Genomic DNA, 24,066 nt, shown 5'->3' on the forward strand with positions numbered 1-24,066 from the left:
CACATCGGCACCGCAAATTGTCATCCCGGCACGCCACCCCCGCCGGGTTCCTAGCAGGGCAGGGAAGGTTTCCCCAGCACAGCGCCACCTTCGAACCGCTGACACGCGTAACAAATCCAGGTGCCGCAATGTTGACGCACGTGCCAACCCGCCATTCCGTTCTTGCTCGCGCGTGAGCGTGGCGCGTAGCTTCGAAACCCATGAAAAGAATGCACAGCGCGGTGCTCGTGATGTCGGCGTCCGCGCTTCTGTCGTGCGCCGCGTGCGCTTCGGACACCCCGCCCGACCCGGGCCGGCACGCCGACCCCGCGGCGCTCGCCTGGGTCGACAAGGTGTGCACCGGCGTGGCCGCGGGCTCGGCGAAGCTCTCGCAGCCGCCGTCCGTCGACGACGCCGACCCGGTGAAGACCCGGGACGCGATGGTGGACTTCCTGGGCCGCCTGGGCTCGGCCCTCGACGACATGGCCGGTGGCCTGCGCGGCGCCGGCGTCCCCCCGGTCCCGGATGGACAGTCCGCTGTGGACAAGGCGACCGGCACCCTCACCGAGACGAAGACCAAGCTCGCCGAGACGAAGACCCGGATGGAACAGGCGCAGGTGACCGACCAGCCCAGCCTGCGCAAGGTCATCTCGGAAGCCGACTCGACCATGGGGCAGCTCGCCGACCCGGAGGGCCCGATCAAGGACCTCAAGGCGAATCCCGAGCTGAACCTGGCCTTCAGCGAGTCCGCGACCTGCAAGCGCGTCTACGGGACCGGCGCGTGACCGCCCGCCGCGTGCTCGCCACGCTGGTGGCACTGGTCTTCACCACGGCCTTCGCGCCCGCGGCCGCCGCCGCCACGCCCGCGCCGGGTCCCTTCGACGACGCGTTCTACGTACCGCCGTCGCCGTTGCCGGCGGGCAAACCCGGTGACGTGATCCGGTGGCGGCCGTCGAACGCCGGCCCGCGCACGGCGTCGGTCGACGCGTGGCAGGTCATGTACCTGTCGACGAACGCGCTGGGGCAGCCCGACGCGGTCACCGGCACGGTGCTGGTGCCGAAGACCGCCGACCGCGCGACGGCGCCGATCGTCGCGTTCGCACCTGGCACGCACGGCCCGGCGTTCGCCTGCACGCCGTCGGCGATGATCGGCATCGGCGCCTTCTACGAACAACCCGGTCTCGACGACCTGCTCGACGCGGGGTACGCCGTCGCCGTCCCGGACTACGAGGGCTACCAGCCGGCGCCGAAGACGACGTACGTCGTGGGCCGGTCCGAAGGTTCCGCGGTGATCGACGCGGTCCGCGCGGCCCAGCGGCTCGGCGCGGCCGGGCTGTCGGCGTCGGCGAAAGTCGTCTTCCGCGGGTACTCCCAGGGTGGCGGCGCCGCGGCGTGGGCGGGCGAGCTGCAGCCGTCGTACGCGCCGGAACTGAACCTCGTCGGGATCGCGGCCGGCGGCGTGCCGGCCGACCTGGTCCAGGTGACACTGCAGCTCGACGGCAAGTCCGGCTTTGGCGTGTTCGCCTACGCGCTGCTCGGCCTCGACCAGGCTTATCCCGAACTGCAGCTGGACTCGTTCCTCAGCGACAACGGCCGGGCGAAGCTGGCCGAGATGAAGCAGAGCGCGTGCACGTTCGAGCTGCTGACGACGTACGCGAACCAGAAGATCGCGGACTACACGACCGGCCCGGGCTACATCAAGCCCGCGTGGGTGGCGCGGCTGACCGAGAACAAGCTCGGCGGGACCCCGCCGCGGGTGCCGGTGTTCCTCTACCACGCGACCGGTGACCAGCTGGTGCAGTTCGCGCAGGCCGACAGCCTGCACAAGGCGTACTGCGCGGCCGGGGTCCAGGAGACGTGGAAGACCTACGACACCGACCACATCACGCTGGTCTACACCGGCAACGCCGACGTCCTGGCCTTCGTGAAGGACCGGATCGCCGGGAAGCCGGCCACGGCGAGCTGCTGATCAGCGGTTCCGGCCGCCGCGGGGGTGCTGCTGCCACGAGCTGATCACCGAGCTGACGTACTCGCGCCACTGGTCTTGCGGCGACGCCGACGTCGAGGCGGGCGCCGGCGGCTGAGCCGGTGCGGGCTTGCGCCCGGCACCGGCCGGCGCGCTGGTGGTCTCGGGCGTGGTGTGCCGGACCTCGGCGGTGAGCGGCGGCGCGGCGGCGGAGGCGCTCATCGTCTCCACGGCTTCGCCGGAGGTCGGCGGCGGCACGACCGGGGCGGGGGCGCCGGGCGGTGGCACGGCGGTCCCGCCCACCTGGTGCGGCTGGAGCAGCACGACGGCGGCCAGCCCGAGCCCGACGGCCGCGCCCGCGGCGAGGACGTACGGCTTCGCGCGGCGGGACCGGTCGGCGGGCGGCGCGTCCCGCGGCCGCTCGTCCTCTTCCGGTTCCCCGGCCGCCAGCTCGGCGTCGAGGACGGCCAGCGGATCGAGGGTGCGCTCGGGTTCGGCGGTCGCCTCTTCGGCGAGCTTCGCGTCGAGTTCACCGCGGATCATCAGCGGCTTCGTCTGCGAAAGGTTCACCAGTTCGGCGACCGAGGGGAGTTCGCCCTCACCGCCTGTGCGTGCCATCGAAGACCTCCACCCTGTCCGGCGTCACCTGGAGGAACCATGCCCGAGCCGCGAGAGCTGCTCCGCTTCGCCGTCGTCGGCCTGGCCGCGTACGGGGTCACCCTACTGGGCGACTACAGCCTGAAGCTCACCGTGTTCCGTGAGAAGCCGGTGACGGCCCTCGCGATCGCCACGGTCGTCTCGACGGCGTTCGCGTACCTGCTGTCGAGCCGCTGGTCGTTCGCGGGCCGCGGCGGGCTCGGCCGGGTGCGCGAGGCGACGCTGTTCCTCGCGGTCAACGCGGGCGCGGTGGCCGTGAACCTCGTGCCGGCGCTGGTGTCGCGGTACGTGCTGCACCTGTCGGTCCCGCACGTCGCGTACCTGACCCAGGAAATCGCGGACTTCGTCGCCGGGATGCTGCTGGGCACCCTGGCGGGCACGGCGTTCCGCTGGTTCGGCTACCGGCGGTGGGTGTTCCCGTCAGCGCCACCAGTTGGCGTCGCCGAGGGTGACGAACCCGAGCTTGTCGTAGAGCGGCCGGCCGGACCGCGAGGCGGTCAGCGTGACGGGCAGGTCGTCGAAGTGCCGTAGCACCGCGTGCATCAGCGCGCGCCCGACACCCTTCGAGCGGTGTTCGGGCCGGGTGGTCACCCAGTAGACGCCGCCGGCACCGCCGTGGGCCATGGTGAGGCAGGCGCCCTGGGTGTCCTTGCGGAAGAACGCCGTGGCCTGGTCGAGGAGCCCGGGCGGGAAGACGGTGGCGGGGCGGTAGGGCTGGTACTCCTCCAGCGGAAAGCCGTGCACGACGAGCTCTTCGACCGCGGCCAGCCCGGCGACGGTGCCGACCCGCTCGACGTCCGCGGGCGCGGGGACGGGACCGGGCTCGCGGGCCATCACCGGCAGCTGCCCGGCGGCCATCCCGAGTTCCGTCAGATCGAGCACCTGGAAGGGATCCTCGACGACGACGGTCCGCCCGTCCGCCCGGCGGGCCTCGGCGAGCGCGGTCAGTTCCCGGACGGCGTCGTCGCCGGGCGCGGCGGTCCGCAGCATGATCCGGAACCGGCGGCCGTCGATGGCGGTGAAGGCGGGGTGGTCGAGGACGTCGTCCCCGCGGGCGCGGGCGAGGGTGCTCCACAGGGCGACAGCGTTGTCGGAGGCCTGCCGCAGGCGCTCGGTGAGCAATCCGGTCATGTCCGGCAGCCTAGAGCCGGAACAGGCGCCTCTCGCGCCTTTTGCGAAGAAGGGCCAAGGCACCCGAGTCGTCCGTCCAGGTACGCGAGTCGTCCGCCTGGGTACGCGAGTCGTCCGTCCAGGCACGCGAGTCGTCCGGCTGGGTACGCGAGTCGTCCGTCCAGGTACGGCCCGGGCCGGTCAGCCGCGGTCCGGCAGGGCCCGCTCCGCCAGCAATGCCAGCTCCAGCCGCAGCCGCTCGGCCGGGTCGTCCAGTTTCTCGCCGAACAACTCACCCAGCTTCTTGAGCCTCGCCCGGATCGTCTGCGGGTGGAGGTCGAGCAGCCGTCCCAGCTCGGGTGCGCTCCCGCGGGTCCGGACCAGCGCCAGTAACGTCTCCGCCAGCTGCTCGCGGCGGCGCCCGGACAACCCCGCCAGCGGCTCCAGCGTCGTCGAGGCCAGCTGGGCGACCAGGAACTCGTCCGCGAGCAGCAACAGCGTCGTCACGTGGTCGCGGCACCAGATCACCGGGCCCGGTGCGTCGAGGAGGCCGCGGGCGGCCAGGTCGACCGCGCGCCGGGCGACCCGGAACGACTCCGGCGCCTGGGCCGGCGGGACCAGCGGGCCGACCGCCGCCGTCCAGCCCGGGGGCAGTCCCGTCAAGCCGATCAAGTCCACGTCCGGGGCCGGGGTGAGGGCCGCCGGCGGGTCGCCGGCCGGGTCGGCCGGGACGTGCTCCGGCAGCAGGTCCGGCGGGAACTCCGGGGCACCCGGCAGCGCGCGGAACGCCACCGCCGCGAGCCGCTCGGGCAGCGGCGGCCCGGCCGCCGCCAGGCCGTCCACCTCGTTGGCTGTCTCGGCCGGGAACGGCTCGGCGGCGAATGCCCGGCCGCCGAGCAGCGCGCGCAGCAGGCGGCGGTGCCGTTCGCCCGTGCCGGACACCGCGGCCTCCGCGGCGCTGTACCCCTCCGCGACGGCCGTCATCGACGTCTCGACGTCGGCGAACATCCCCTCGGCGGCGCCGTACAGGACGTCACCGGAGAGGCCAGCTTCCCGCGCGATGTCGGCGATCCACCGCCAGGTGACCCGGCTCGACACGCGCACGGCCGCCTGCACGGCTTCGCGGCTGAGACCACTGTGGAACGCGTCTCGCCCGTGGCCGCGGAACCCGGCCAGCCGGTCGGCCTGCCACAGCGCGGGCGTGCCGACGCGGTCGACGTCCCGCTCGATCCCGCGCCGCGCCAGCTCGATCGCGCTCGCGCGGCCGGGTCCGTCGGCGAATCTCGAGGAATATTCCGGAATCTCGGCGGCGATCGCGTCGACGCAGGCCCGGGCGATCTCCGGGATCCGCGGACGGACCGCGTCGCCGAGCTTCTGCGGCAGCCGGGACCACACGGAACTGTCCGAGGCAGCGGAACCGCGCATGGGGAATTCAGTCCTCCACTGGGAATGGGCGCCCCGAAAATACTGACACGGAGCGTAGGACGCCCACCCGTCCGTGTCAAAAGGACTGACCCGCGTCACCCTTTCAGGGAACCAGTCGTTGATTTTTCAGTGACACCTGCGTCGGATACGCTCGGCGCAGAACTCGAAGGGGGATTGGTGGTCGAGTACCGCAGCTTTCGCCTGCTGGCCTCGCTGCCGCGCGCGCTCGGCGCGGGGTTGCGCCCGCACGTCGGGCACGCGGCGGCCTCGATGATCCAGGAGGTGCAGCGCACGGTGCCGGCCTACGGCCAGCCGCTGAAGGGCGTGTTCGGCAAGGTCCTGGTGAAGAGCGTCGAGTTCGCGGTGCAGCACTGCGTCGACTCGATGGGCGATCCGGCGCTGGCCCACGAGCACTGGATCGAGTTCTACCGCGGCCGCGGCCGGATCGAGTTCACCGAAGGCCGCAACCTCGACGCGCTGCAGGACAGCGCCACGGTCGGGGCCCGGGTGGCCTGGCGAGCGATGCACCCGGCGGTGGTCGCCGCCGGCGTCGACCCGGCCGTCATCTCGGTCGCCGCGGAGGCGATCTTCGCCTACGTCGACGAGCTGTGCGCCACCGCGATCGAGGGGTACCAGCAGGCGCAGGCCGAGGCCGAGGGCGCCGTCCCGGTCCGGCGGAGGCGCCTGCTGGAGCTCATCGCCGGCGCCCCGGAAGGCGCGGCGAGCAGCATCGCGGGCTTGGCGGGCGGGGCGGGCTGGCCGCTGCCGGAGACGGCGGCGATGGTGGCCCTCGAACGCGGCCCCGACGCGGCGGACTTCCCCGCCGACCTGCTCGGCGACGGCGTCCTGGCCGACCTCGACGGTCCCGAGCCGTACCTGCTGACCCGCGACCCGGACGCCGACCTGGCCCCCCTGGCGGCCAAGCTCGACGGCTGGCGGGCGGCGGTCTCCCCGACGGTGCCGCTGGCCGACGCCCCGGCGGCGCTGCGCACGGCGCGGCGGGCGCTGCTGCTGTCCGGCCCGGACGTCCCCGGCCCGATCATCTGGTGCCGCGACCACCTCGCGACGCTCTGGCTGCTGGCGGAGGACTTCCTGGCGGCCGAGCTGGCCCGGCAGAGCCTGGACCCGTTCGCTTCGCTGAGCGAGAAGCAGCGCGAACGGCTGAGCGAAACCCTGCTGGCCTGGCTCGAGACGCGCGGAGGTGCGCCTGAGATCGCGCAGCGCCTCGGCGTGCACCCGCAGACGGTCCGCAACCGCCTGCGCCAGCTGGAGGAGCTGTTCGGAGACCGCCTCAAGGACGCCGACGACCGGCTGGGCATGCAGCTGGCCCTGCGCGCGCAACGGCTGATGCGCGCCCACCGGCCCCCGGAGGGCTGACGGCGCCGACCGCTGCCGATGGGCCGCGCGGCTTCAGCCCGCCCGCGCCACGGTGCCGGGCTCACCGAGCCACACAGGCCCACCCGAGCCGTGCCCCTGCGCCCTGACCACGCGGTCCAGCGCGCGCACCGGCATCGGCAGCACCCGCCGCCACGGCCGGCGGCCCGGCCACCGCGGGCCCGGCGCCGGCCCCTGGGGAACGAAATGGAAACTCGCGCGGCAGGACATCAGCGCGTCCGGTGCGTCATTGCGACCATGCCCCGAGGATTACCGGATACCACCGGAATGTCGATACGCATTCCCGGTGACGCCGCGGAAACCCGCACACGCCGCCGCGTTTCCGCAATCCTTCTTGTCACGCCCGTCCGTGATTCCCCGGCGGTGGTGTTCACCACATCCGCGGCGGCCGCCGGATGCCCTAATTTCGGGTCCGCGAGAAAGGCCGCCCATGACCGTCAAGACCCTCACCCTGCACGGCCGTCGCATCCGGCTGCACGAGCACCTGCCGCCCGCGGGCGACGGCGACGAAGCGGTCGTGCTGCTGCACGGGATCGCCGGCAGCGCCGAAACCTGGGCGCCGGTTCTGGCGCGGTGCGCCGCGCTGGGCCGCCGCGTGCTGGCGCCCGATCTGCCCGGCCACGGCGAATCCGAGGCACCGCGCGCGGACTACGGCCTCGGCGCGATGGCGAGCACCGTGCGGGACGTCCTCGCCGTGTCCGGCGTGCGGCACGCGACCGTCGTCGGGCACTCGCTCGGCGGGGGCATCGCACTGCAGTTCGCCTACCAGTTCCCGGAAATGTGCAACCGGCTGGTGCTGGTCGGCAGCGCCGGCCTCGGGCCGGAGGTGAGCCCGGTGCTGCGGGCCGCCGCCCTGCCGGGCGCACCGGCCACAATGGCCCTCGCCGTCAACCGGGTGACGCTCGCCCTCGCGCGGGCGGCAGCGCGTCTGGGACGTCGGTTCGGTGGGTCACTCAAGCCCGAAACCCGGGAACTCGCCCGGCATTTCGGCTCGCTGGCCGACCCCGCGCGACGGCGGGCGTTCCTGTTCATCGCGCGCAGCCTGATCGACCTGCGCGGCCAGCGCGCGAGCGCCGTGGACAAGCTCTACCTGGCCGAAGCGGTGCCGGTACTGCTGGTCTGGGGCGCCCGCGACCCGCTCATCCCGGTGGCGCACGGGCGCCGGACGGCCGCGTTGCTGCCGGACAGCCGCTTGACCGTACTGGAAAACGTGAAACACTTTCCGCACGTGGCCGACCCGGACCGGTTCTGCGCCCTGATCAACGAGTTCCTCTCGGAGACCGCGCCCGCCCGGCTGACCCTCGACGACGTCGTCACGCGGCTGACAACCGACGATCGGGCCCGCTGAAAAGTTGTCACGCGCACACCATTCGCGCGCACCGGAAGTGTCACGTCCTCTCGCGACGTTCCACCCGTTCGGGTGTAGTCCGGACGGGTTACCGCAAAGTCAGCGGACAACCCGTTGACAGTGCCGTTCGCACGAAATTATGTTGCCTGAGCCACAAAAACCGGATCGGCGTTCCCGCCGACGAGGCCGATTTTGTTGCCAGCAAGGATAAAACACATGACCGACGTGGACACCGGATTCGCCGCCCCCGCCCTGCGGGCCGGACGGCCGAACCCCGGCGAGCGCACTCCCGGACCGGCCTACCGGCAGCAGTCCGTGTCGGCCGACCGGCCCCGGCCCGCCTACCCGCCCGCGCCACGCACCCCGGCGGATCCCCGGCCCGGACGTGCTTCCGGCGCGATCGGGCTGTGGGCGTCGCTGCCCCGCGAGCTGGCGATCCGCTTCAAACCGCGGGTCGACCCGCTCGCCCGCGCCATCCTGCAGGAGGTGCAGCGGGCGGTGCCCGAGTACCGCCAGCCGCTGGAAGGCGCGTTCGGGCACATCATCACGCAGGGTGTCCGGCAGTCGATCATCCAGTGCCTCGACAGTGTCGGCACCCCCGGTGCCGTGCCGCTCGAGACGTGGACGACCGTGTTCCGCAACCTGGGCAAGATCGAGTTCAACGAGGGCCGCAGCCTCGACTGCCTGCAGACCGCCTACCGGGTCGGCGGGCGGGTCGCGTGGCGGCACATCAGCGAGTTCGGGCAGGCCGCCGGCCTCTCCGCGGACACGCTGTGCACCAGCGCCGAAGCCATTTTCGCCTACGTCGACGAGATCTCGGCGCTCTCGATCGAGGGCTACACGGCGGCGCAGACGCGCGCCGCGGGCACCCGCGCCCGCCGCCGCAGGCGCCTGCTGGAGCTGCTGCTCGCCGACCCGCCGTCCGCACCGCAGACCATCACCGCGCAGGCCGCCACGGCGCAGTGGCCGCTGCCGGCCGAAGTCACCGTCGTCGCCCTCGAACCACGCCCCGACCAGCACGGTCTCGGCCATCAACACAGCTTGGCCGCGCCGGACCTGCACTCCGAAGTGCTCGTGGACCTCGAGGGCAGCGAGCCGTGCCTGGTCACCGGCGACCCGGACAAGCACCTGAAGCACCTCGCCGAGCGGCTGCCGGGCTGGCGCGCGGTGATCGGCCCGACCGTGCGGCTCACCGACGCGCCCCGCTCGCTGCTCTGGGCCCGCCGCACGCTGAAGCTGCTCCAGCGCGGCGTGCTCCCGGACGCGCCGGTGACCCGCTGCACCGACCACCTGTCCACGCTGTGGCTGCTCGCCGACGAGTTCCTCGTCCGCGAACTGTGCGCACGCAGCCTGCAGCCGTTCAAGGACCTCACGCCGAAGCAGCGGGCGCGGCTCGGCGAGACGCTGCTGATCTGGCTGCAGTCCCGCGGCAGCGCCCCCGAGATCGCGAAGAAGCTGAAGGTGCACCCGCAGACCGTCCGGTACCGCATGCACCAGCTCATCGACCTGTTCGGCGACCGGCTCAACAACGCCGACGACCGGCTCGACATGGAGATCGCGCTGCGGGCGGAGGCCCTTCTCGGTTCCTGAGTCCCCTTCGAAGACGAGGTGGGTCAATGACGGGATCGCCCGTCGAGACGGCCTTCGGGCCGATGCTGAGCGGCGACGGCCGGCCGGGCCAGCTGTGGGCCATGCTCCCCCGCGAGCTGGCCGCGGTGTTCCGGCCGCGGCTGCTGGACGTCGCCGACGAGGTGCTGCGCGAGATCCAGCGGACCATCCCGGACTACGCGCGGCCCCTCGACGGCGCCTTCGGCAAGGCGCTGCGGGCCGGCGTCCAGGCGGCGATCCTGCAGTTCATCGACCGGATCGCCGCGTCGGGGCCGGTGCCGGACGAGCGGCGCAAGGTGTTCGTCGGGCTCGGCGTGCACGAGCTCGCGCAGGGCCGCAACCTCGACGTCCTGCAGGCCGCGTACCGGGTCGGCGCGCGGGTGACCTGGCGGCGGATGGCGGAGGTGGGGACGCGGGCCGGCGTGCCGTCGGCGACGCTGTGCCTGCTGGCCGAGGCGATCTTCGCCTACATCGACGAGCTGTCCGCGCTGTCGATCGAGGGCCACGCGGCGGCCCAGGCGCGCGCGGCCGGCGCGCTGGAACGGCGCCGGCGCCGGCTGCTGGACCTGCTGGTGGCGGACCCGCCGTCGCCGTCACGGACGGTGCAGGAAGCCGCGACGGCGGCGGAGTGGCCGTTGCCGCACCGGCTCGTCGCGGTGGCGCTCGACGGGCCCGCCGACGTCACCGGGCTGGACGCGCTGGAGGACCTCGAAGACGGGACCCCGCGGCTGCTGCTGCCGGCACCCGAGGACCGCCGCGCGCTGACGGCCGCCCTGGCCGGTCACCGGGCGGCGGTGGGGCCGCCGGTACCGCCGCGCCAGGCGGGCCGGTCGCTGGCGACGGCGCAGGAGGCGTTGCGGCTGGTGGCGGCCGAGGTCCTCCCGGACGACCCGCTGACGTGGTGTGAAGACCACCTCGCGACGCTGTGGCTGCGCAAGGAGCCGTTCCTCGTGACGGAGGTGTCCCGCCACCGCCTGGCCCCGCTGGCGGCGTTGACCCCGAAGCAGTACAACCGCCTGGCCCCCACACTGCTGGCGTGGCTGGAGACGTGCGGCAACGTCCGCGAGGTCGCCGACCGCCTCGCGATCCACCCCCAGACGGTCCGCGCCCGCGCCCAAGAGCTGGAGACCCTGTTCGCGGACCACCTCCGCAACCCGGACGACCGCTTCGAGATGATCCTCGCCCTCCGCGCCACCCTCCCCTGACATCGTGTCGACTCCCCAATCACGGGTGATGACCCTTCAATCACGAATGAAGCCCCTTCCCGGTGTGCGGGAGGGGCCTCACGCGTGATCAGAGAGCCAGCTCGCGTGATTGGAGGGACGACACGGGTCAGAGGGCGGAGAAGTAGGGGCGGGGGAGATCGGGGAGGCGGGTGGGGCCGAGCTGGACGATGGTCGCGGGGAGGCCGCGGGCGCGGCGCCAGGCGGCGAAGGCCTCGAGCCAGGCGTCCGCGGTTGCGCGGGAGGTTTCGCCCGGGGCGCCCGCCAACGCCGTGGCCGACGTGCCCAGCAGCCACCAGTCCGGTGGGGTGTCCGCGGTCGCCTCGTGCAGCCGTCGCGCGCCCAGGACCCCGTGCCGCCAGCCGGCCGACGGGTCGTCGGTGAAGACGCCCGCCGTGTGCACGATCCCGCGCAGCGGGAGGCCGTCCGCCGTGGCGGCCGCGACCAGCCGCTCCGCGACGCCGGGCTCGGCGATGTCGCCGGGGATCACCACCGCGTCGGACGCCCCTGCGTATGGTCCACAAAGGACGACCCGGGTGGCCCCCGTGTCCGCCAGCCACCGCGCGGTCGCGGGCCCGAGGCCGCCCGTGACCACGTACGCCCCGGGCCCGGCCGCCACCTCGACGGCGAACGGCACGCGGGCCAGCCGCGCCGCGTACCGGACGTCGTGCCGCCAGCGCACTTCGTCGTCCGGCGCGTCCGACCGCAGCTCGCGCACCAGGACGTCCACGTCGGACCGCGCGTCGAAGTCGACCACGCTCGCCCGCAGCCGCGGGCGTTCGACCGCGAGCACCCGCACCAGCCCGCGCAGGAACACCAGCCCCGGCTCGCCTGCCGCCTGCGTGACCAGGTGGAACCGGACGCCGAACCCGAGGCGGGCGACCACCGACAGCACCGAAAGCAGCAGCTCCTGCGCGGCCTCCGGATCGTGGTAGGCGTACGGCGACCCGGTGAGGAAGACGACGCCGCGCACCGGCCGTTCGGCCAGGAACCCGGGCAGCTCGTCGAGGTCGTCGCGCGGCAGCGACAGCGCGTCGTCCCCCGCCGCGGCCAGCGCCAGGGCCAGCGCGACGGCCCGGCCGAGCGCCGCCGGGTGCTCGTCGGTGAGCAGCAGCCACGCGCCCGGCCCGTCCGGCCCCACCGGCGGCAGCGGCACCTCGGGCCAGGTCACTTCGAACGACGAGGTGGCGGACGGGACGCCCGGTGACAGCGCCCGCTCCGCCGGCCCGGTCACCACGGGCCGTCCCCGGCCGAGGACGGCAGCGCGACGACTCTGCGCAGCGTGAGCCCGTGCCGCGCCGTCACCGCGCAGCTGTGCTGCCACCGGGGCTCCGCCCCGGGCCGGGGGCTCCGCCACCCGGAACCCCCGAAGGAGCGCATCGCCCGTTCGACCTCGCCCTCGGCCGTCGCTTCGAGGTCCTCCGGGCGACACCCGGCGACGAGGCCCCGGCCGGTGACGCACAGCTCGCCGGAGACGTCCGGGAAGCCCTGGTCACCGGTCCGCAGCCACCACCGCGGTTCGTCGTCGCCGGTGATGAGGGCGCAGAACACGCGCGCGGACTCCTCGGGCCGCTTCCAGTAGCCGCGGGCGATGATCGCGATCCGCTGGCCGGCCGGGTGTCCACAAGCGACCGGCGCGGTCGCTTCGGCGTCGACGTCCGCCCGCCGGGCCGGCCTAGCGGGGATCGCCGCCCGCTGCCCCGGCTCGGTGACCCGGCGCAGGGCCGCGGCGACGGAAGTGACGCGCCGGGCCGGCTCGGCCCAGGTCAAGGTGACCGCCGGACGGGACCAGGTCAAGGCCGGTGCTTCGCCCGCCACCGCGGCGCGGCCGGCCAGCAGCTCGGAGAGGGTCATGGGTTCCTCGCGCATTCTCAGGCGGCGGACATCCCGGTGACGCGCCACTTCCCGGCGACGCGCTCAGCCGTGACGCTCAGCTGGGCGGCGCCGGTGCTGCGCTGCCCGTCACCTCTCGTCCCGGTCTGGTCGAGGAACACCAGCAGCGCCGCGCGGTCGCCGTCCAGGAGCTTCACCCCGGACGCGACGGCGGTGGAGGTGACGACGAGCTGCTGCTCGGCGGCCAGCTTGCGAACCTGGCCGAAGAGCTGTTCGTACTGCGCGAGCGCGGGCCCGGTCAGGACGTCCTTGGCGGCCTGCTCGCTCTTGGCCGGATCGTCGTAGCGGTAGGAGAAGACCGTGCCGAGCGCGGCGCTGATCTGCTTGCCGGCGTCCGCGGTGCCGGCGACGTCGGAAAGCGCGCTGTTGTGCGCGACCACAGCGTTCGTCGCCCGCGTTTCGAGGGTGAACCACCCGGCGAGCCCGGCCATCACGACGGCGAGGACGGCGAGCACCAGCGGCACCCGGCGGCGCGGCTCGGCGACCGGCTCCGGAGACGCCGGTTCCGGCTCGTGGTGCCGTCCCGCGACCTTCACCGCTCGCTTCTTCGTCGGAACCGTCATGGTGCCTCCCCCACGGGAACCTGGCCGAGGCCGGTGACGCGCCAGCCGCCCGGCCCGCGCGTCAGGTCGGCCTGGAACCGGTTGCGCTTGGTCACGGCGTCCCCGCCGTCCGGTGCCACGACCAGCTCGACCGAGGCGATCAGCTTCGCCGTGCCGGCGCCGGTGTCCACTTCGGTCACCGCGGCGTCGGTCACCTTCCCGGTCGTGACGGTCTTCGCCTGGGTGATCCGGTCGAGACTCCCCTGCCGATCGGCTGCCAGCTCGTCGCGCAGCGCGCCGCCGGAGAGGTCCAGCCAGTGCTGGTACCCGGGTGCGGCCTGCCGGTAGTCCAAAGTGGTCAACCCGGCGACCGCGGTCCGGCCCGCCTGCAGGGCCTCTTCCCGGACGACGGCGCGCGCGACGCCGTCGTCGTGCGCCGCCTGCCACCAGGTGAACCCCGACCACCCGGCCGCGACGGTCGCCAAGACCGCGGCCAGCCCAGCGAAGATCCTCACGGTCGTCCTCCCGGTGCGTTCTGCGAGCCCCGTACGTTCGTCGGGTCGCCCTTCGGCAGCGCACAGCGCGCGGCCGTGTTCAGCGGGCGGACCGACGTGTCGAGGCCGTCGCGGTACGGCGTCGTGTACCCGGTGGTGCACGGCGGTGGGTCGAAGAACGTCAGCGACAGTCCGATGTGGACACCATCCGGCCGCACGATCGCGCCGGCCGCGGCCACCGCCTGCGGCGCGGTGATCAGCAGCTGGCGAAGCCCGTCTTGCCGGGCTTCCAGGACGTCCGCGGTCGTCAGCAGGTTCGCCAGGAGCACGCCCAGGTTCGGCCCGGCGTCGCGGATGAGCGCGCTGACCTCGTTCGCGGCCGCGGGTACCGCCGGGATCAAGGTGCGCAGGTCGCCGTCGGACGACTTCAACGTCGACGCCAGCAGCTTCGCGTTGGCGCCGAACTCGCGGATCGCGCCGGCCTGCTGCACCTGGGTGTCGAGCACCGTGTGCGCGTCGGTGACGAACCGGGTCAGCGGCGCGACGTGCGCGCTCGCCGCCTGCACGAACTCGATGCCGCGGCCGACCAGCTGGTCCAGTGCCGGGCCCGCGTCGGACGTCGCGTCGTACAGCTCGTCGACGACCGTGCGCAGCGCCGGTTTCGGCACCGAGTTCGCGAACGAGTCCACTGTCGACAAGACGACGTCGACCGGCAGCGGGATCTTCGTGTCCGCCTGGGTGATCACCGAGCCATCGTGCAGCTTCGGCCCGCCGTCGGTGCGCGGCCGCAGGTCGACGTACTGCTCGCCGACGGCCGACCGGTCGGCGACGACGGCTTCGGTGTCGGCCGGGACGGCAGCGGTATCGGAGTCGATTTCGAGGTCGGCTTCCATCCCGGCGGGGGTCAGCCGCAGCTCGCCGACGCGGCCGATCGGCACCCCGCGGTAGGTGACCTCTGCATTGGTGAAAATGCCGCCACCGGTCGGGAACTGCGCGGTCACGGTGTAGCCGCGGTCGAAGAACACCTTGTCGAGGCCCGCGTAGGTGGCCCCGACGTAGGCGACGCCGACGACCGCGATGACGACGAAGAGCGTCACCTGCACGCGCACGAACCGGGTCAGCATCAGTGGCCTGCCTTGAGGAAGCCGTTCAGGTAGTCGCCGCGGATCGTGTCCAGGGCGGCGTCCGGGAACGGGAAGGTGAAGATCATCTCCATCGCCTTGGGCAGCTTGTCGCCGGAGTCGGCCAGCCGCCGCAGCAGCGGCTCCAGCGCGCGCAGGTCGGCGACCAGGTCGTCCTTGCTCTTGTTCACGGTGTCGACGGCGACCGAGGTCAGCCCGTCCAGCGACTTCAGCATCCCGACCAGCGCTTCCCGCTGCTGGTTGAGGACGCCGATGCCGGGCGTCAAGCCGTTGAGCGTCGTGGTGATCCGATCGGTGTGCGCGTTCAGCGTGGCCGCGAGCTTGTTGACGCTCTCGATGGCCCTGGTGATCTCGTTCCGATGCTCGTCGAGCCCGCGCACGAAGGTGTCCAGATCGGACAAGAGCGAGCGCGCCGCGGTTTCCTTGCCGCCGAGGGCGTCGTTCAGCTCGTGGCTGATGTTCTGGACCTGGGCCACGCCGCCGCCGTTGAGCAGCAGCGACAGCGCCCCGAAGACCTCCTCGATCTCGGGCGTCAGCGTCGAACGATCCAGCGGGATGGTCGCGCCGTCGAGGAGCCGGCCCGACGGCGGGGCGTCGGCCGGCGGGGCGAGTTCGACGAACTTCTCGCCGAGGATGCTGGCCTGCCGCAGCCGGGCGACGGCGTTGCCCGGCAGGTCGACGTCGCCGTTGAGCAGGAGGGCGACGACCGCGCTGTGCCCGTCGGGGGCCAGCTCGACCCGCACGACCTGGCCGACCGGGACGTCGTTGACCTTGACCCCGGACTGCGGCACCAGGTCCAGCACGTTCGTGAAGCTCGCGGTCACGTGGATCGGGTGGTCGCCGAGCGCGGCGCCGCCGGGCAGCGGGATGTCGTAGACGCTCACCCCGCTGCCGCAGCCGGTGGTGACCAGCGCGAGGGTCACCACCGCGGTGAGCTTGACCAGGGACTTCATTTCGGCTCCGCGAATTCGAGGAGGTTGCCGCGGCCGTCGATGGTCCCGTTCGCCTGGTCGTAGGCGTCCAGGAGGTTGGTCAGGGCGTTCGGGGCCGCGTCGAGCGCCTCGGCGAGGGAGTTCTTCTGGTTCACGAGCACCTTCGTGACGTCGGCCAGCTTGTCCACATCGGACTGGACTTTGCCCCGGTTGTCCTTGATGAACCCCTGGACGACGCTCAGGGCCTGGGTCAGCTCGGTCAGCGCGCCGGAGAACTGGTCACGCTGTTCGGCCAGCACCTCGCTCAGCGACGCGATCTGCGAGATGGCCTGCTTGACCTGGCCGTCGTTGGCCGCGAGCATCGCGGTGAACTTGCTGATGTTGTCCACCGAAGTGAACAGGTCGTCCTTGGAGTCGCTCGCCGTCCGCGCGAACTCGCCGAGGTTCTTGATCGCCGTGCCGATGGTCTGGCCGGTGCCGTTCAGGTAGTCCGCAGAGCGGGTCAGGACGTCGCTCACCGCGCCGTCCTTGTTGGCGCCCTGCGGCCCGAGCGCGGACATCAGCTGGTTGAGGCTGTGCAGCAGGTCGTCGACCTCGACCGGGGTCGCGGTGCGCTCCCGGGGGATCGATGCGCCGTCGGCCAGCTGGGGCCCGCCGCGGTAGACGGGCGTGAGCTGCACGTACCGGTCGGCGACCAGGCTCGGTGTGATGACGACGGCCCCGGCCTCCGCGGGCAGCGGTACGCCGGGCCGCAACGTCATGGTCACCTTGACGTCCGTGCCGTTGGGTTCCACTTCGGACACCGAGCCGATGGCGACGCCGAGGACGCGGACGTCCGAGTTCGGGTAGATACCCACGGCGGCGGTGAAGTACGCGGTCAGCGTCCGTTCACGCGGCGCGGTGACCAGGGGCCAGGCGGCCGAGACGACGAGCGCGAGGACGACGCCGAGCGCAAGGGCCCGCAGCCGCGTCCGTCGTCGCGCCCGGGCTCCCAGGTCGGCGAGCTGGTGGGCCATCAGCGTCCCCCGTTCTTCGGTGGCCGGCAGCTGCCGGGTGTGGTGCCGGTGGGGATCAGCCCGCAGATGTAGGTGTCGATCCACCGGCCGTTGCCGACGGCGTTGCCGAGCAGCCGGTAGAACGGGCCGGCCAGGCGGAGGCTGTCCTCCAGCTTCCCCTGGTTGCGCTGGAGCACGGTCGCCACGCGGTCCAGCTGGTCGAGCGCCGGGCCCAGGGTCTTCTGGTTCTCCGCGACCAGGCCGCGCAGCTGGATCGAGAGGTTCTTGATGCCGGTGAACAGCTTCGCGATGGCGTCCTTGCGGGCGTTGAGCTCGGTGAGCAGGGTGTTGCCGTCGCGGATCAGGGCCTGGATCTGGTCGGAGCGCTCCCCGAGCGTCTTCGACACCTGGTTGGTGTTCCGGAACAGCTTGACCAGTTCTTCGTCGCGGGACGCCAGCGTTTGCGACAGGGCGGCGATCCCGTTGAACGCCGTCTTGACGTCGCTGGGCGCCGACGCGCCGAGCGTGTCGGACAGCACGCGGAACGCCTGCGCGAGCTGGTCGGTGTCGATTGCCCCGACGGTGCTCGCCAGGTCGTTGAAGACCGCGGTGACGTCGTAGGGCGAGCTCGTGCGCTCGGCCGGGATCGGCTGATCGGGGTTCAGCTCGCCGTTGCCGACCGGGTCGAGCACCAGGTTCTTCTGGCCGAGCAGCGTCTTGATCTTGATCGCCGCCGTGGTCCGGTTGCCGACCCAGGTGTCGCGCACCCGGAACAACACCTCGACGTGGTCGCCGGCCAGCCGGACGTCGGTGACCTCGCCGACCTTCACCCCGGCGACGCGGACCTCGTCGTGGGGCTTGAGCCCGGCGGCCTCGTGGAACTCGGCCTGGTACGTGGTGCCGCCGCCGAGGACCGGCAGGTCGTCGGAGAAGAAGGTGGCGCCGCCGATCAGCGCCATGACCAGCGCGGTCACCGCGCCGACGGCGATCGGGTTGCGGCTGCGGAAGGGTTTCACCGGCACCTCCCAGCCGTCACGGGGATGCCCGGTGGCAGGCCGCCCGGCGCCGGTTTCGCATCGGTCTGCACCGCGCACAGGTAGAAGTTCGCCCACGAGCCGTAGGAGAAGAGCGTGCCGATCCGGTCGAGCTTCTTCGGCAGGTTGTCGAGGAACTGCTGGAACACCGGGGTGTTGTCGGCCAGGTTCTTCGACAGGTCCCCGAGGGCGGTGACGCTGTCCTTGAGCGGTTGCCGGCCCTGTTCGAGCAGCCCGGCGGTCGCGGTGGTCAGCTCGCCGAGGCCGCCGATGGCCTGGCCGATCGGCTGGGCGTCGGCGGCGAGACCGGTGACGAGCTGGGCGGTGGTGTCGACGAGCGTGTCGAACTGGTCGCCCTGGGCGTTCAGCGTGTCGAGCACGGTGTTGAGGTTGCCGATCACCTGGCCGATCAGCGCGTCCTTTCCGGCGAGGGTGGAGGTCAGCGACGCGGTGTGCCGCAGCAGGCTGTCGATCGTGCTGCCCTCCCCCTGCAGGACCTGGATGATCTCGAACGACAGCTGGTTGACGTCGTTGGGCGACAGCGCCTGGAAGAGCGGCTTGAAGCCGTTGAACAGCGCGGTGAGGTCGAGCGCCGGCTTGGTCTTTTCCAGGGGGATCTGCGCGCCTTCGGCCAGTGTCGGGGACGTGTCGGTGGCGCCGGGGTCGACCGAGAGGTACCGCTGGCCGACGAGGTTGCGGTAGCGGATGGTGACCGAGGCCGACGCGGTGAGCCGGTGCGTGCGCCCGACGGAGAACTCGACGTCGGCGAGGCGGTGTTCGACGACCCGCACGGAGTCGACCTGGCCGATCCGGACACCGGCCATCCGGACTTCGTCGCCGGGGTTGACCGACGTCGCGTCGGTGAACCGGGCGGTGTAGCCGATCGTCGCACCGACGTTCGAGTTGGCGATCGTGATCGCGAGCACGGCGGTCGCGGCCGCGGTGACCAGGAAGAAGACCAGGCCCTTGACGGCGGGTCCTGCGACGCTCCTCATCGGACGGTCACCTCCGTCCCGCGCAGCGCCGGTCCGATGAGGACGCTGCTCCAGTCGGGTACCGCACCCAGCGTCGGCCGCAGGAGTTCGGCGACCAGCTGCCGCTCACCGGGCGAGTTCGCCGGGCCGAGGTCGCCGTCGGTCGCACCGGCCGCCGCCGCGCCGCCGCCGTAGCACTTCGGCCCGCCGGTGGCGTCGAACCGCGGCGTGTCGCGGCCGGGGACGTACTTCTCCCGCGGATCCTGGACGGTGAGCGTCACGTGCAGGCCCGGCTCGTTCGTGCCCTTGCCGAGGGCCTTCTCCATCAGCGGCTTGAGCCGGTTGACCGCGTCGAACACGCACGGGAACTCCGGCGAGTAGCGCGACAGCAGTTCCAGCGTCGGCCGGCTCGCCGCCGAGACGCCGATGAGGTTGTCCTTGTTCTTCCGCAGGAACTCGTTCAGGTGCCCGGTGGCGCTGGTGACGCTCGTGTAGAGGTGGTCGAGGTCCGCACGGGTGTCCACGATGGTCTTCGCGGTCGTCGACAGGTCGCTCAGCGCCTGCAGGATGTCCGGCGCGGCTCCCGTGTAGACGTCGGCCGCGTCGGCCAGCGCGGTGACGTCGGCTTTGAACTGCGGCATCAGCGGGTTCAGCTGCCCGAGGAGGTCCTTCAGCTGGACGATGCTGTCGCCCAGCGGCTTGCCGCGGTGGTCGAGAGCCTGGGAGATCGCGCCGAGGGAGCTGTTCAGCTTCTGCGGCTGGACCGCCCGCAGCAGCGGCAGCAGGTCGCCGAGCACCCGTTCCAGCTCGATGGCGTTGGTGGAGCGGTCCTGGGCGATCACGTCCCCGCCGTGCAGCGTCCCTTGTGGACTGGACGGCAGCACGAGGTTGACGTACCGCTCGCCGAACACCGTCTTCGGCAGCAGCCGCGCGGACACGTTCCCCGGCAGCAGCCCGATCTTGGCCGGGTCGATGGCGAGGTCGATCTCGGCTCCCGCGCGGGTGCTGCGCACCGCCCGGACCTCGCCGAACGGGACGCCCTTCACCTTGACCTCCGCGGTCGGCGCGAGCTGGTTGCCGACCCGGTCGGCCCGCAGCGTCACCACCTCGGAGTCGTCGAAGTCCTTGTCGTAGACGGCCACCGCGAGCCAGCCGAGCAGGGCCAGCACGCCGAGGAAGGCGACCCCGGCGAGCTGCGTGGACAACCGGCTCATCCGGACACCTTCACCGTGGTCGTCGCGCCCCAGATGGCCAGCGAAAGGAACAGGTCGAGCACGCTGATCAGCACGATCGACGTCCGCACGGCCCGGCCGACCGCGACGCCGACCCCGGCCGGGCCGCCGCTCGCGCGGTAGCCGTAGAAGCAGTGCGTCAGGATCACGCCGACGCTGAAGACGAGCACCTTGCCGAACGACCACAGCACGTCGCCGGGCGGCAGGAACAGCGTGAAGTAGTGGTCGTAGGTGCCGCCGGACTGTCCGAAGAAGACGACCGTGGTCAGCCGGGAGCCGAGGTAGGAGATCAGCAGCCCGATGACGTAGAGCGGGATGATCGCGATGAACCCGGCGACGATCCGGGTGGTGACCAGGTACGGCATGCTCCGCACGGCCATCACTTCGAGGGCGTCGATCTCTTCGGAAATCCGCATCGCGCCCAGCTGGGCGGTGAACCCACTGCCCACAGTGGACGAAAGGGCCAGCCCGGCGACGAGCGGCGCGATCTCCCGCGTGTTGAAGTACGCGGTCAGGAAACCGGTCATCGCCGAGATGTTGATCTGGTTCAGCGCGCTGAACCCCTGCAGGCCCACGGTGACGCCGGTGAACACGCACAGCCCGACCATCACGCCGATCGTGCCGCCGATCACCGCGAGGGCCCCGCTGCCGAACGTCACTTCGGCCAGCAGCCGCACGACTTCGCGGAAATAACGCGTCACGGCGAGCGGGACGGCGGCGAGCGCGCGCACGTAGAACAGCAGCTGGTCGCCGAGGTCGAACAGCCGGTCGCCGGGTTTGCCGAGGATGGCCACTCAGGTTCCCTTCGCCGGGACCAGCTGCAGGTACAGCGCGGTGAGCACGGTGTTGACGAAGAACAGCAGCAGGAACGTGATGACGACGGACTGGTTGACGACGTCGCCGACGCCCTTGGGGCCGCCCTTCGGGTTCAGGCCGCGGTAGGCCGCGACGACCCCGGCGAGGTAGCCGAAGATGACGGCCTTGATCGAGCTGACGACCAGGTCGGGCAGCTGCGCGAGGGCGTTGAAGCTGGCCAGGTACGCCCCGGGCGTGCCGCCCTGGATGATGACGTTGAAGAAGTAGCCGCCGAGCACGCCGACCACGCTGACCAGGCCGTTCAGCAGCACGGACACCCCGACGGCGGCCTGCACGCGCGGCACGACCAGCCGGTGGAGCGGCGAGACGCCGAGCACCTCCATCGCGGCGATCTCTTCGCGGATGCTGCGCGCGCCAAGATCAGCACAGACGGCGCTTCCTCCTGCGCCGGCGATGATCAGCGTCGTCACGATCGGGCTGGCCTGCTGCACGACGGCCAGCACGCTCGCCGCGCCGTTGAACTGCTGGGCGCCGATCTGGCTGGTGAGCGAGCCGAGCTGCAGCGAGATGACCGCACCGAACGGAATGGAGACCAGGATCGCCGGGGTGATCGACACGCTGGCGATGAACCAGAACTGCTGGACGAACTCCCGAACCTGGTACGGGCGGCGGAGCATGGCGAGCAGGACGTCGAGGCCCATCGCGCACATCCGGCCGAACTCGCGCAGGCCGTTCGCGGCCTTCTGCGGCGCTTCGCTGAGGAAGGTCGTCATGGCTGCTTGCACCCGGTGCTGAAGCAGCGCAGCGTGAGGTTCGAGACGAAGGTGTTGCCCGGCCCCGAAACCAGGCCGGTGAGCAGCCGGCTGACGTCCTCGTGCCCGACGCACCCGGCGAACGACGGTGTGGTGAAGGTGGACGTCACCTTCACCGGCGGGGCCGGCAGTGAAATCGGCACCAGCGCTTTGATGGTGACCGCGGCGGGCTGGGCCGTCCGGCAGTCCGGGCCGACGTCGAGGGGCTTGCCGTCCACTTCGACGTCCGAGAGCTTGATGAAGACCTTCGCGGTCACGTCCGTGTCGGCGCAGATGTTGGTCTGCGTGGCCTTGCAGTCCTTGTCCTTGCCCGTGTGCACGGTGGCCGTCCCCGAGGCGTCGCCGTCCGGGACGATCTCGACCCGGCCGGTGGTGGCCATGAACCGGAACGCGACGAAGTAACCGTTCGCCGGCGGGATGGCCAGCTTTCCGGTGATCGGCACGGTGTTCGTGAGACCGCCCAGCGCGCCGTCGAAGGTGCCCGGCGGGAAGGCGATGTCGGAGCCGAGCTTGGCCACGTGGCTCGTGGTCGGCTGCTGGGCGTCCCCGAGGGTGAACCCGAAGGGGATCTGCGTGGCCTGCGCCACCGGGGCGGTTTCGCCCGGTGCCGCTTCCGCAGCGCCGGGCGAAACCGCGGCCAGTGCCAGCACCAGCGAGAGCCGGGTCAGCATCCGGAATTCTTCATCGAACGAGGTTCCTTCACTTCTTGGCGAGGGTGATGTCCAGCGTGTTGCCGGGGCCGGAGGTGATGCCGGTGATCAGCCCGGTCAGGAAGCCGCAGCCGGTGAACCGCGGGATGTCGTAGGTCGCGGTCAGCTTGCCGCCCTTGAGCGGGTCGAAGCCGTTCGCCGAGGTCAGCGGCACGTCGGCGGGCTTGACCGTGTGGCACGACTTCGACGACAGGATCGGGAAGCCGAACACGCGGACCTTGGTGAGCTGGACGTCCACCTGGGCGTTCGCCTTGACCGCACCGGCCGCGAGCGTGCCGTTGATCGCGCCGACCTGGTCGAGCTTCACGGTCGCGGACGCCGGGATGAAGCCGAAGACGTGGAAGTGGACGTCGGACTTCGGCAGCGCGAGCCGGGCACCGAACTTGCCGGACGCCGCGTCGAGCTTCGCGTCCAGGGTGCCGGGGCCGAGGGGCAGCGTGGCGTGCAGCTGCTTGAGGATCGACTTGCCCTGCACGGAGTACTTGACCTCGATGCCGCCCGGCGGGTTCGTCGGCTGGGTCGTCGGCGTCGTGGGCTGAGTGGTCGGGGTCGTGGGCTCGGTGGTCGGGGTCGTCGGCGCGGTAGTCGGCGTCGTGGGCTCCGTGGTGGGAGTCGTCGGTTCCGTGATGGGAGTCGTCGGTTCCGTGGTGGGAGTCGTGGGCTCCGTCGTCGGAGTCGTCGGCTCAGTGGTCGGAGTCGTGGGCTCCGTGGTGGGAGTCGTCGGCGCGGTGGTCGGAGTCGTGGGGGTCGTCGGCTCCGTGGTCGGCGTGGTCGGTTCCGTGGTCGGAGTTGTGGGTTCGGTGGTCGGAGTCGTCGGCTCAGTGGTGGGAGTCGTCGGTTCCGTCGTCGGAGTGGTCGGCTCCGTAGTGGGAGTCGTCGGCGTCGTGGGCGTGGTCGGGGTGGTCGGCGTCGTGGTGCCGCCCGCCGGCTTGATCTCGAACGTGCCCAGCTGCTGGTTCTGGCCCGGGACCGCGATGCAGTCCGAGGTGAACGTGCCGAGGTCGGTCGGCTGGCCGTCCGCGGTGCGCGGGGTCATCGTGGTGCTGAAGTTCCCGACCGTCACCGACGCGGTGCCGGGGCTGGGGAACGTCACCGCCGGTGCCTTGCCGCTGCTCTTGACGTGGAACGCGCCCGACGGCGGCACCGGCGTCGACGCGATCGTCAGCGGCAGGTTCAGGTTCAGCGTCTTGTCGACCGGGTACTTGAGCACGGCCGCCGCCTTCGCCGAACCGTCCAGCGAAGTGGCACCGACCAGCGCGAGCCCCTCGGTGGCGGTCTCCGGCACGGTGACGTCGACGTCGAAGGTGATCGGCGTCGACGAGGCGCCCGCGACGGCGTTGTCGGGCAGGTTGGTGTCGATCTTCACCGACAGCACCTGGTCGCCGATCAACGGGAACGGGCAGTTGTAGTTGAGAGTCAGGCTCACCGGCGCGGCCTGGCTCGGGCCCGCCCCGACGAGCGCGACGGCCGCCGCGACCCCCGCGGCGGTCACGGCGGCGAGGCCGAAGGCGGGCTTTCTCGACTTCCACGAAAACTTCACGGGTCGTCACCTCGGGAAATGGGGGAATTTCGGCAAAGCTACCTCCGTGTTTCCGGGCGAACAAGCCACCTGCGATTCTTTGTCACGCGCAGGAGATCACCCCGTCCCGGAAGAGTCACGCAGGTCAGGCCTTATCACGCGGGTGCTATCCGGTTCCGCGAAAACTGTCATACCCGAGGCGGGTGGCGGCAATGTTCTTGATCTACGCGGCGCAGTCCGGATACCTTTTTCCGGGGCAG

General features: G+C 71.9%; 24 protein-coding genes. 7 read left to right on the top strand and 17 right to left on the bottom strand.

Annotation, left to right across the window (positions count from 1 at the left end):
* Window positions 1–200: 200 nt before the first annotated feature.
* Together QRY02_RS27590 and QRY02_RS27595 are read left to right on the top strand one after the other, a co-directional pair.
* A complete protein-coding gene (locus tag QRY02_RS27590) occupies window positions 201–764 on the top strand; it encodes a hypothetical protein (protein ID WP_285985748.1) in 564 nt (187 codons plus the stop codon).
* Window positions 761–1,948, top strand: coding sequence for a lipase family protein (locus QRY02_RS27595; protein WP_285985749.1), 1,188 nt, complete (start codon window positions 761–763; stop codon window positions 1,946–1,948). Before QRY02_RS27590 ends, QRY02_RS27595 begins: the two co-directional genes overlap by 4 nt.
* On the opposite strand, the gene QRY02_RS27600 is transcribed toward QRY02_RS27595, so the two are convergent.
* A complete protein-coding gene (locus QRY02_RS27600) occupies window positions 1,949–2,563 on the bottom strand; it encodes a hypothetical protein (protein ID WP_285985750.1) in 615 nt (204 codons plus the stop codon).
* Between the two features lie 39 nt (window positions 2,564–2,602).
* Between QRY02_RS27600 and QRY02_RS27605 the strand changes: the two genes are divergently transcribed.
* The gene (locus QRY02_RS27605; RefSeq protein ID WP_285985751.1) at window positions 2,603–3,133 is read left to right on the top strand and encodes a GtrA family protein; all 531 of its coding nucleotides are present in this window, start codon (window positions 2,603–2,605) and stop codon (window positions 3,131–3,133) included.
* On the opposite strand, the gene QRY02_RS27610 is transcribed toward QRY02_RS27605, so the two are convergent.
* Both QRY02_RS27610 and QRY02_RS27615 read right to left on the bottom strand, forming a co-directional pair.
* Entirely contained in the window at window positions 3,023–3,733 is a 711-nt protein-coding gene (locus QRY02_RS27610; RefSeq protein ID WP_285985752.1) for a GNAT family N-acetyltransferase, read from the bottom strand. The genes QRY02_RS27605 and QRY02_RS27610 overlap by 111 nt on opposite strands.
* A 180-nt stretch (window positions 3,734–3,913) precedes the next feature.
* Window positions 3,914–5,137: a PucR-like N-terminal domain-containing protein gene (locus QRY02_RS27615; protein WP_285985753.1), complete on the bottom strand. Its 1,224-nt coding sequence runs from the start codon at window positions 5,135–5,137 to the stop codon at window positions 3,914–3,916.
* Between the two features lie 174 nt (window positions 5,138–5,311).
* Here QRY02_RS27615 and QRY02_RS27620 point away from each other — a divergent pair, with 174 nt between their 5' ends.
* The 4 genes from QRY02_RS27620 (at window position 5,312) to QRY02_RS27635 (ending at window position 10,693) form a co-directional block, all read left to right on the top strand.
* Window positions 5,312–6,514: a PucR family transcriptional regulator gene (locus QRY02_RS27620; protein ID WP_285985754.1), complete on the top strand. Its 1,203-nt coding sequence runs from the start codon at window positions 5,312–5,314 to the stop codon at window positions 6,512–6,514.
* A 448-nt stretch (window positions 6,515–6,962) separates the two neighbouring features.
* Window positions 6,963–7,880 (top strand): alpha/beta fold hydrolase, encoded by a 918-nt coding sequence (locus tag QRY02_RS27625; protein WP_285985755.1) that lies wholly within the window; start codon window positions 6,963–6,965, stop codon window positions 7,878–7,880.
* Between the two features lie 216 nt (window positions 7,881–8,096).
* Entirely contained in the window at window positions 8,097–9,470 is a 1,374-nt protein-coding gene (locus QRY02_RS27630) for a PucR-like N-terminal domain-containing protein (RefSeq protein WP_285985756.1), read from the top strand.
* Window positions 9,471–9,496: 26 nt separating this feature from the next.
* Window positions 9,497–10,693 (top strand): PucR-like N-terminal domain-containing protein, encoded by a 1,197-nt coding sequence (locus QRY02_RS27635; protein ID WP_285985757.1) that lies wholly within the window; start codon window positions 9,497–9,499, stop codon window positions 10,691–10,693.
* 127 nt (window positions 10,694–10,820) lie between these two features.
* Here the strand turns inward: QRY02_RS27635 and QRY02_RS27640 are convergent, their stop codons facing one another.
* Genes QRY02_RS27640 through QRY02_RS27705 form a run of 14 tightly spaced genes read right to left on the bottom strand, consistent with a single transcriptional unit; the run spans window position 10,821 to window position 23,827 of the window.
* Window positions 10,821–11,948, bottom strand: a complete 1,128-nt coding sequence (locus QRY02_RS27640; RefSeq protein ID WP_285985758.1) for a KR domain-containing protein — start codon at window positions 11,946–11,948, stop codon at window positions 10,821–10,823.
* Window positions 11,942–12,565: an acyl-CoA synthetase family protein gene (locus QRY02_RS27645; RefSeq protein WP_285985759.1), complete on the bottom strand. Its 624-nt coding sequence runs from the start codon at window positions 12,563–12,565 to the stop codon at window positions 11,942–11,944. Before QRY02_RS27645 ends, QRY02_RS27640 begins: the two co-directional genes overlap by 7 nt.
* Before the next feature lie 17 nt (window positions 12,566–12,582).
* Entirely contained in the window at window positions 12,583–13,167 is a 585-nt protein-coding gene (locus QRY02_RS27650; protein ID WP_285985760.1) for a hypothetical protein, read from the bottom strand.
* Entirely contained in the window at window positions 13,164–13,661 is a 498-nt protein-coding gene (locus QRY02_RS27655) for an Rv1363c family protein (RefSeq protein WP_285985761.1), read from the bottom strand. The genes QRY02_RS27650 and QRY02_RS27655 overlap by 4 nt, the downstream gene beginning before the upstream one ends.
* A complete protein-coding gene (locus tag QRY02_RS27660; protein ID WP_285985762.1) occupies window positions 13,658–14,764 on the bottom strand; it encodes an MlaD family protein in 1,107 nt (368 codons plus the stop codon). The genes QRY02_RS27655 and QRY02_RS27660 overlap by 4 nt, the downstream gene beginning before the upstream one ends.
* A complete protein-coding gene (locus QRY02_RS27665) occupies window positions 14,764–15,735 on the bottom strand; it encodes an MCE family protein (RefSeq protein WP_285985763.1) in 972 nt (323 codons plus the stop codon). Before QRY02_RS27665 ends, QRY02_RS27660 begins: the two co-directional genes overlap by 1 nt.
* Complete coding sequence (locus QRY02_RS27670) at window positions 15,732–16,730, bottom strand: MCE family protein (protein WP_285985764.1); 999 nt, start codon at window positions 16,728–16,730, stop codon at window positions 15,732–15,734. The genes QRY02_RS27665 and QRY02_RS27670 overlap by 4 nt, the downstream gene beginning before the upstream one ends.
* Window positions 16,730–17,725 (bottom strand): MCE family protein, encoded by a 996-nt coding sequence (locus QRY02_RS27675; RefSeq protein WP_285985765.1) that lies wholly within the window; start codon window positions 17,723–17,725, stop codon window positions 16,730–16,732. Before QRY02_RS27675 ends, QRY02_RS27670 begins: the two co-directional genes overlap by 1 nt.
* On the bottom strand, window positions 17,722–18,738 hold the full coding sequence (locus tag QRY02_RS27680) for an MCE family protein (RefSeq protein WP_285985766.1): 1,017 nt from the start codon (window positions 18,736–18,738) through the stop codon (window positions 17,722–17,724). The genes QRY02_RS27675 and QRY02_RS27680 overlap by 4 nt, the downstream gene beginning before the upstream one ends.
* Entirely contained in the window at window positions 18,735–19,931 is a 1,197-nt protein-coding gene (locus QRY02_RS27685) for an MCE family protein (protein ID WP_285985767.1), read from the bottom strand. Before QRY02_RS27685 ends, QRY02_RS27680 begins: the two co-directional genes overlap by 4 nt.
* Window positions 19,928–20,743, bottom strand: a complete 816-nt coding sequence (locus tag QRY02_RS27690) for an MlaE family ABC transporter permease (protein WP_013229372.1) — start codon at window positions 20,741–20,743, stop codon at window positions 19,928–19,930. The genes QRY02_RS27685 and QRY02_RS27690 overlap by 4 nt, the downstream gene beginning before the upstream one ends.
* Entirely contained in the window at window positions 20,744–21,538 is a 795-nt protein-coding gene (locus QRY02_RS27695; RefSeq protein ID WP_285985768.1) for an MlaE family ABC transporter permease, read from the bottom strand. It lies immediately after the preceding gene.
* Window positions 21,535–22,248 (bottom strand): hypothetical protein, encoded by a 714-nt coding sequence (locus QRY02_RS27700; protein WP_285985769.1) that lies wholly within the window; start codon window positions 22,246–22,248, stop codon window positions 21,535–21,537. The genes QRY02_RS27695 and QRY02_RS27700 overlap by 4 nt, the downstream gene beginning before the upstream one ends.
* A gap of 28 nt (window positions 22,249–22,276) precedes the next feature.
* Window positions 22,277–23,827 (bottom strand): DUF6801 domain-containing protein, encoded by a 1,551-nt coding sequence (locus tag QRY02_RS27705; RefSeq protein WP_285985770.1) that lies wholly within the window; start codon window positions 23,825–23,827, stop codon window positions 22,277–22,279.
* Window positions 23,828–24,066: the final 239 nt, after the last annotated feature.

It is taken from the genome of Amycolatopsis sp. DG1A-15b (genome assembly GCF_030285645.1).
In the GTDB taxonomy this organism is placed as follows: domain Bacteria; phylum Actinomycetota; class Actinomycetes; order Mycobacteriales; family Pseudonocardiaceae; genus Amycolatopsis.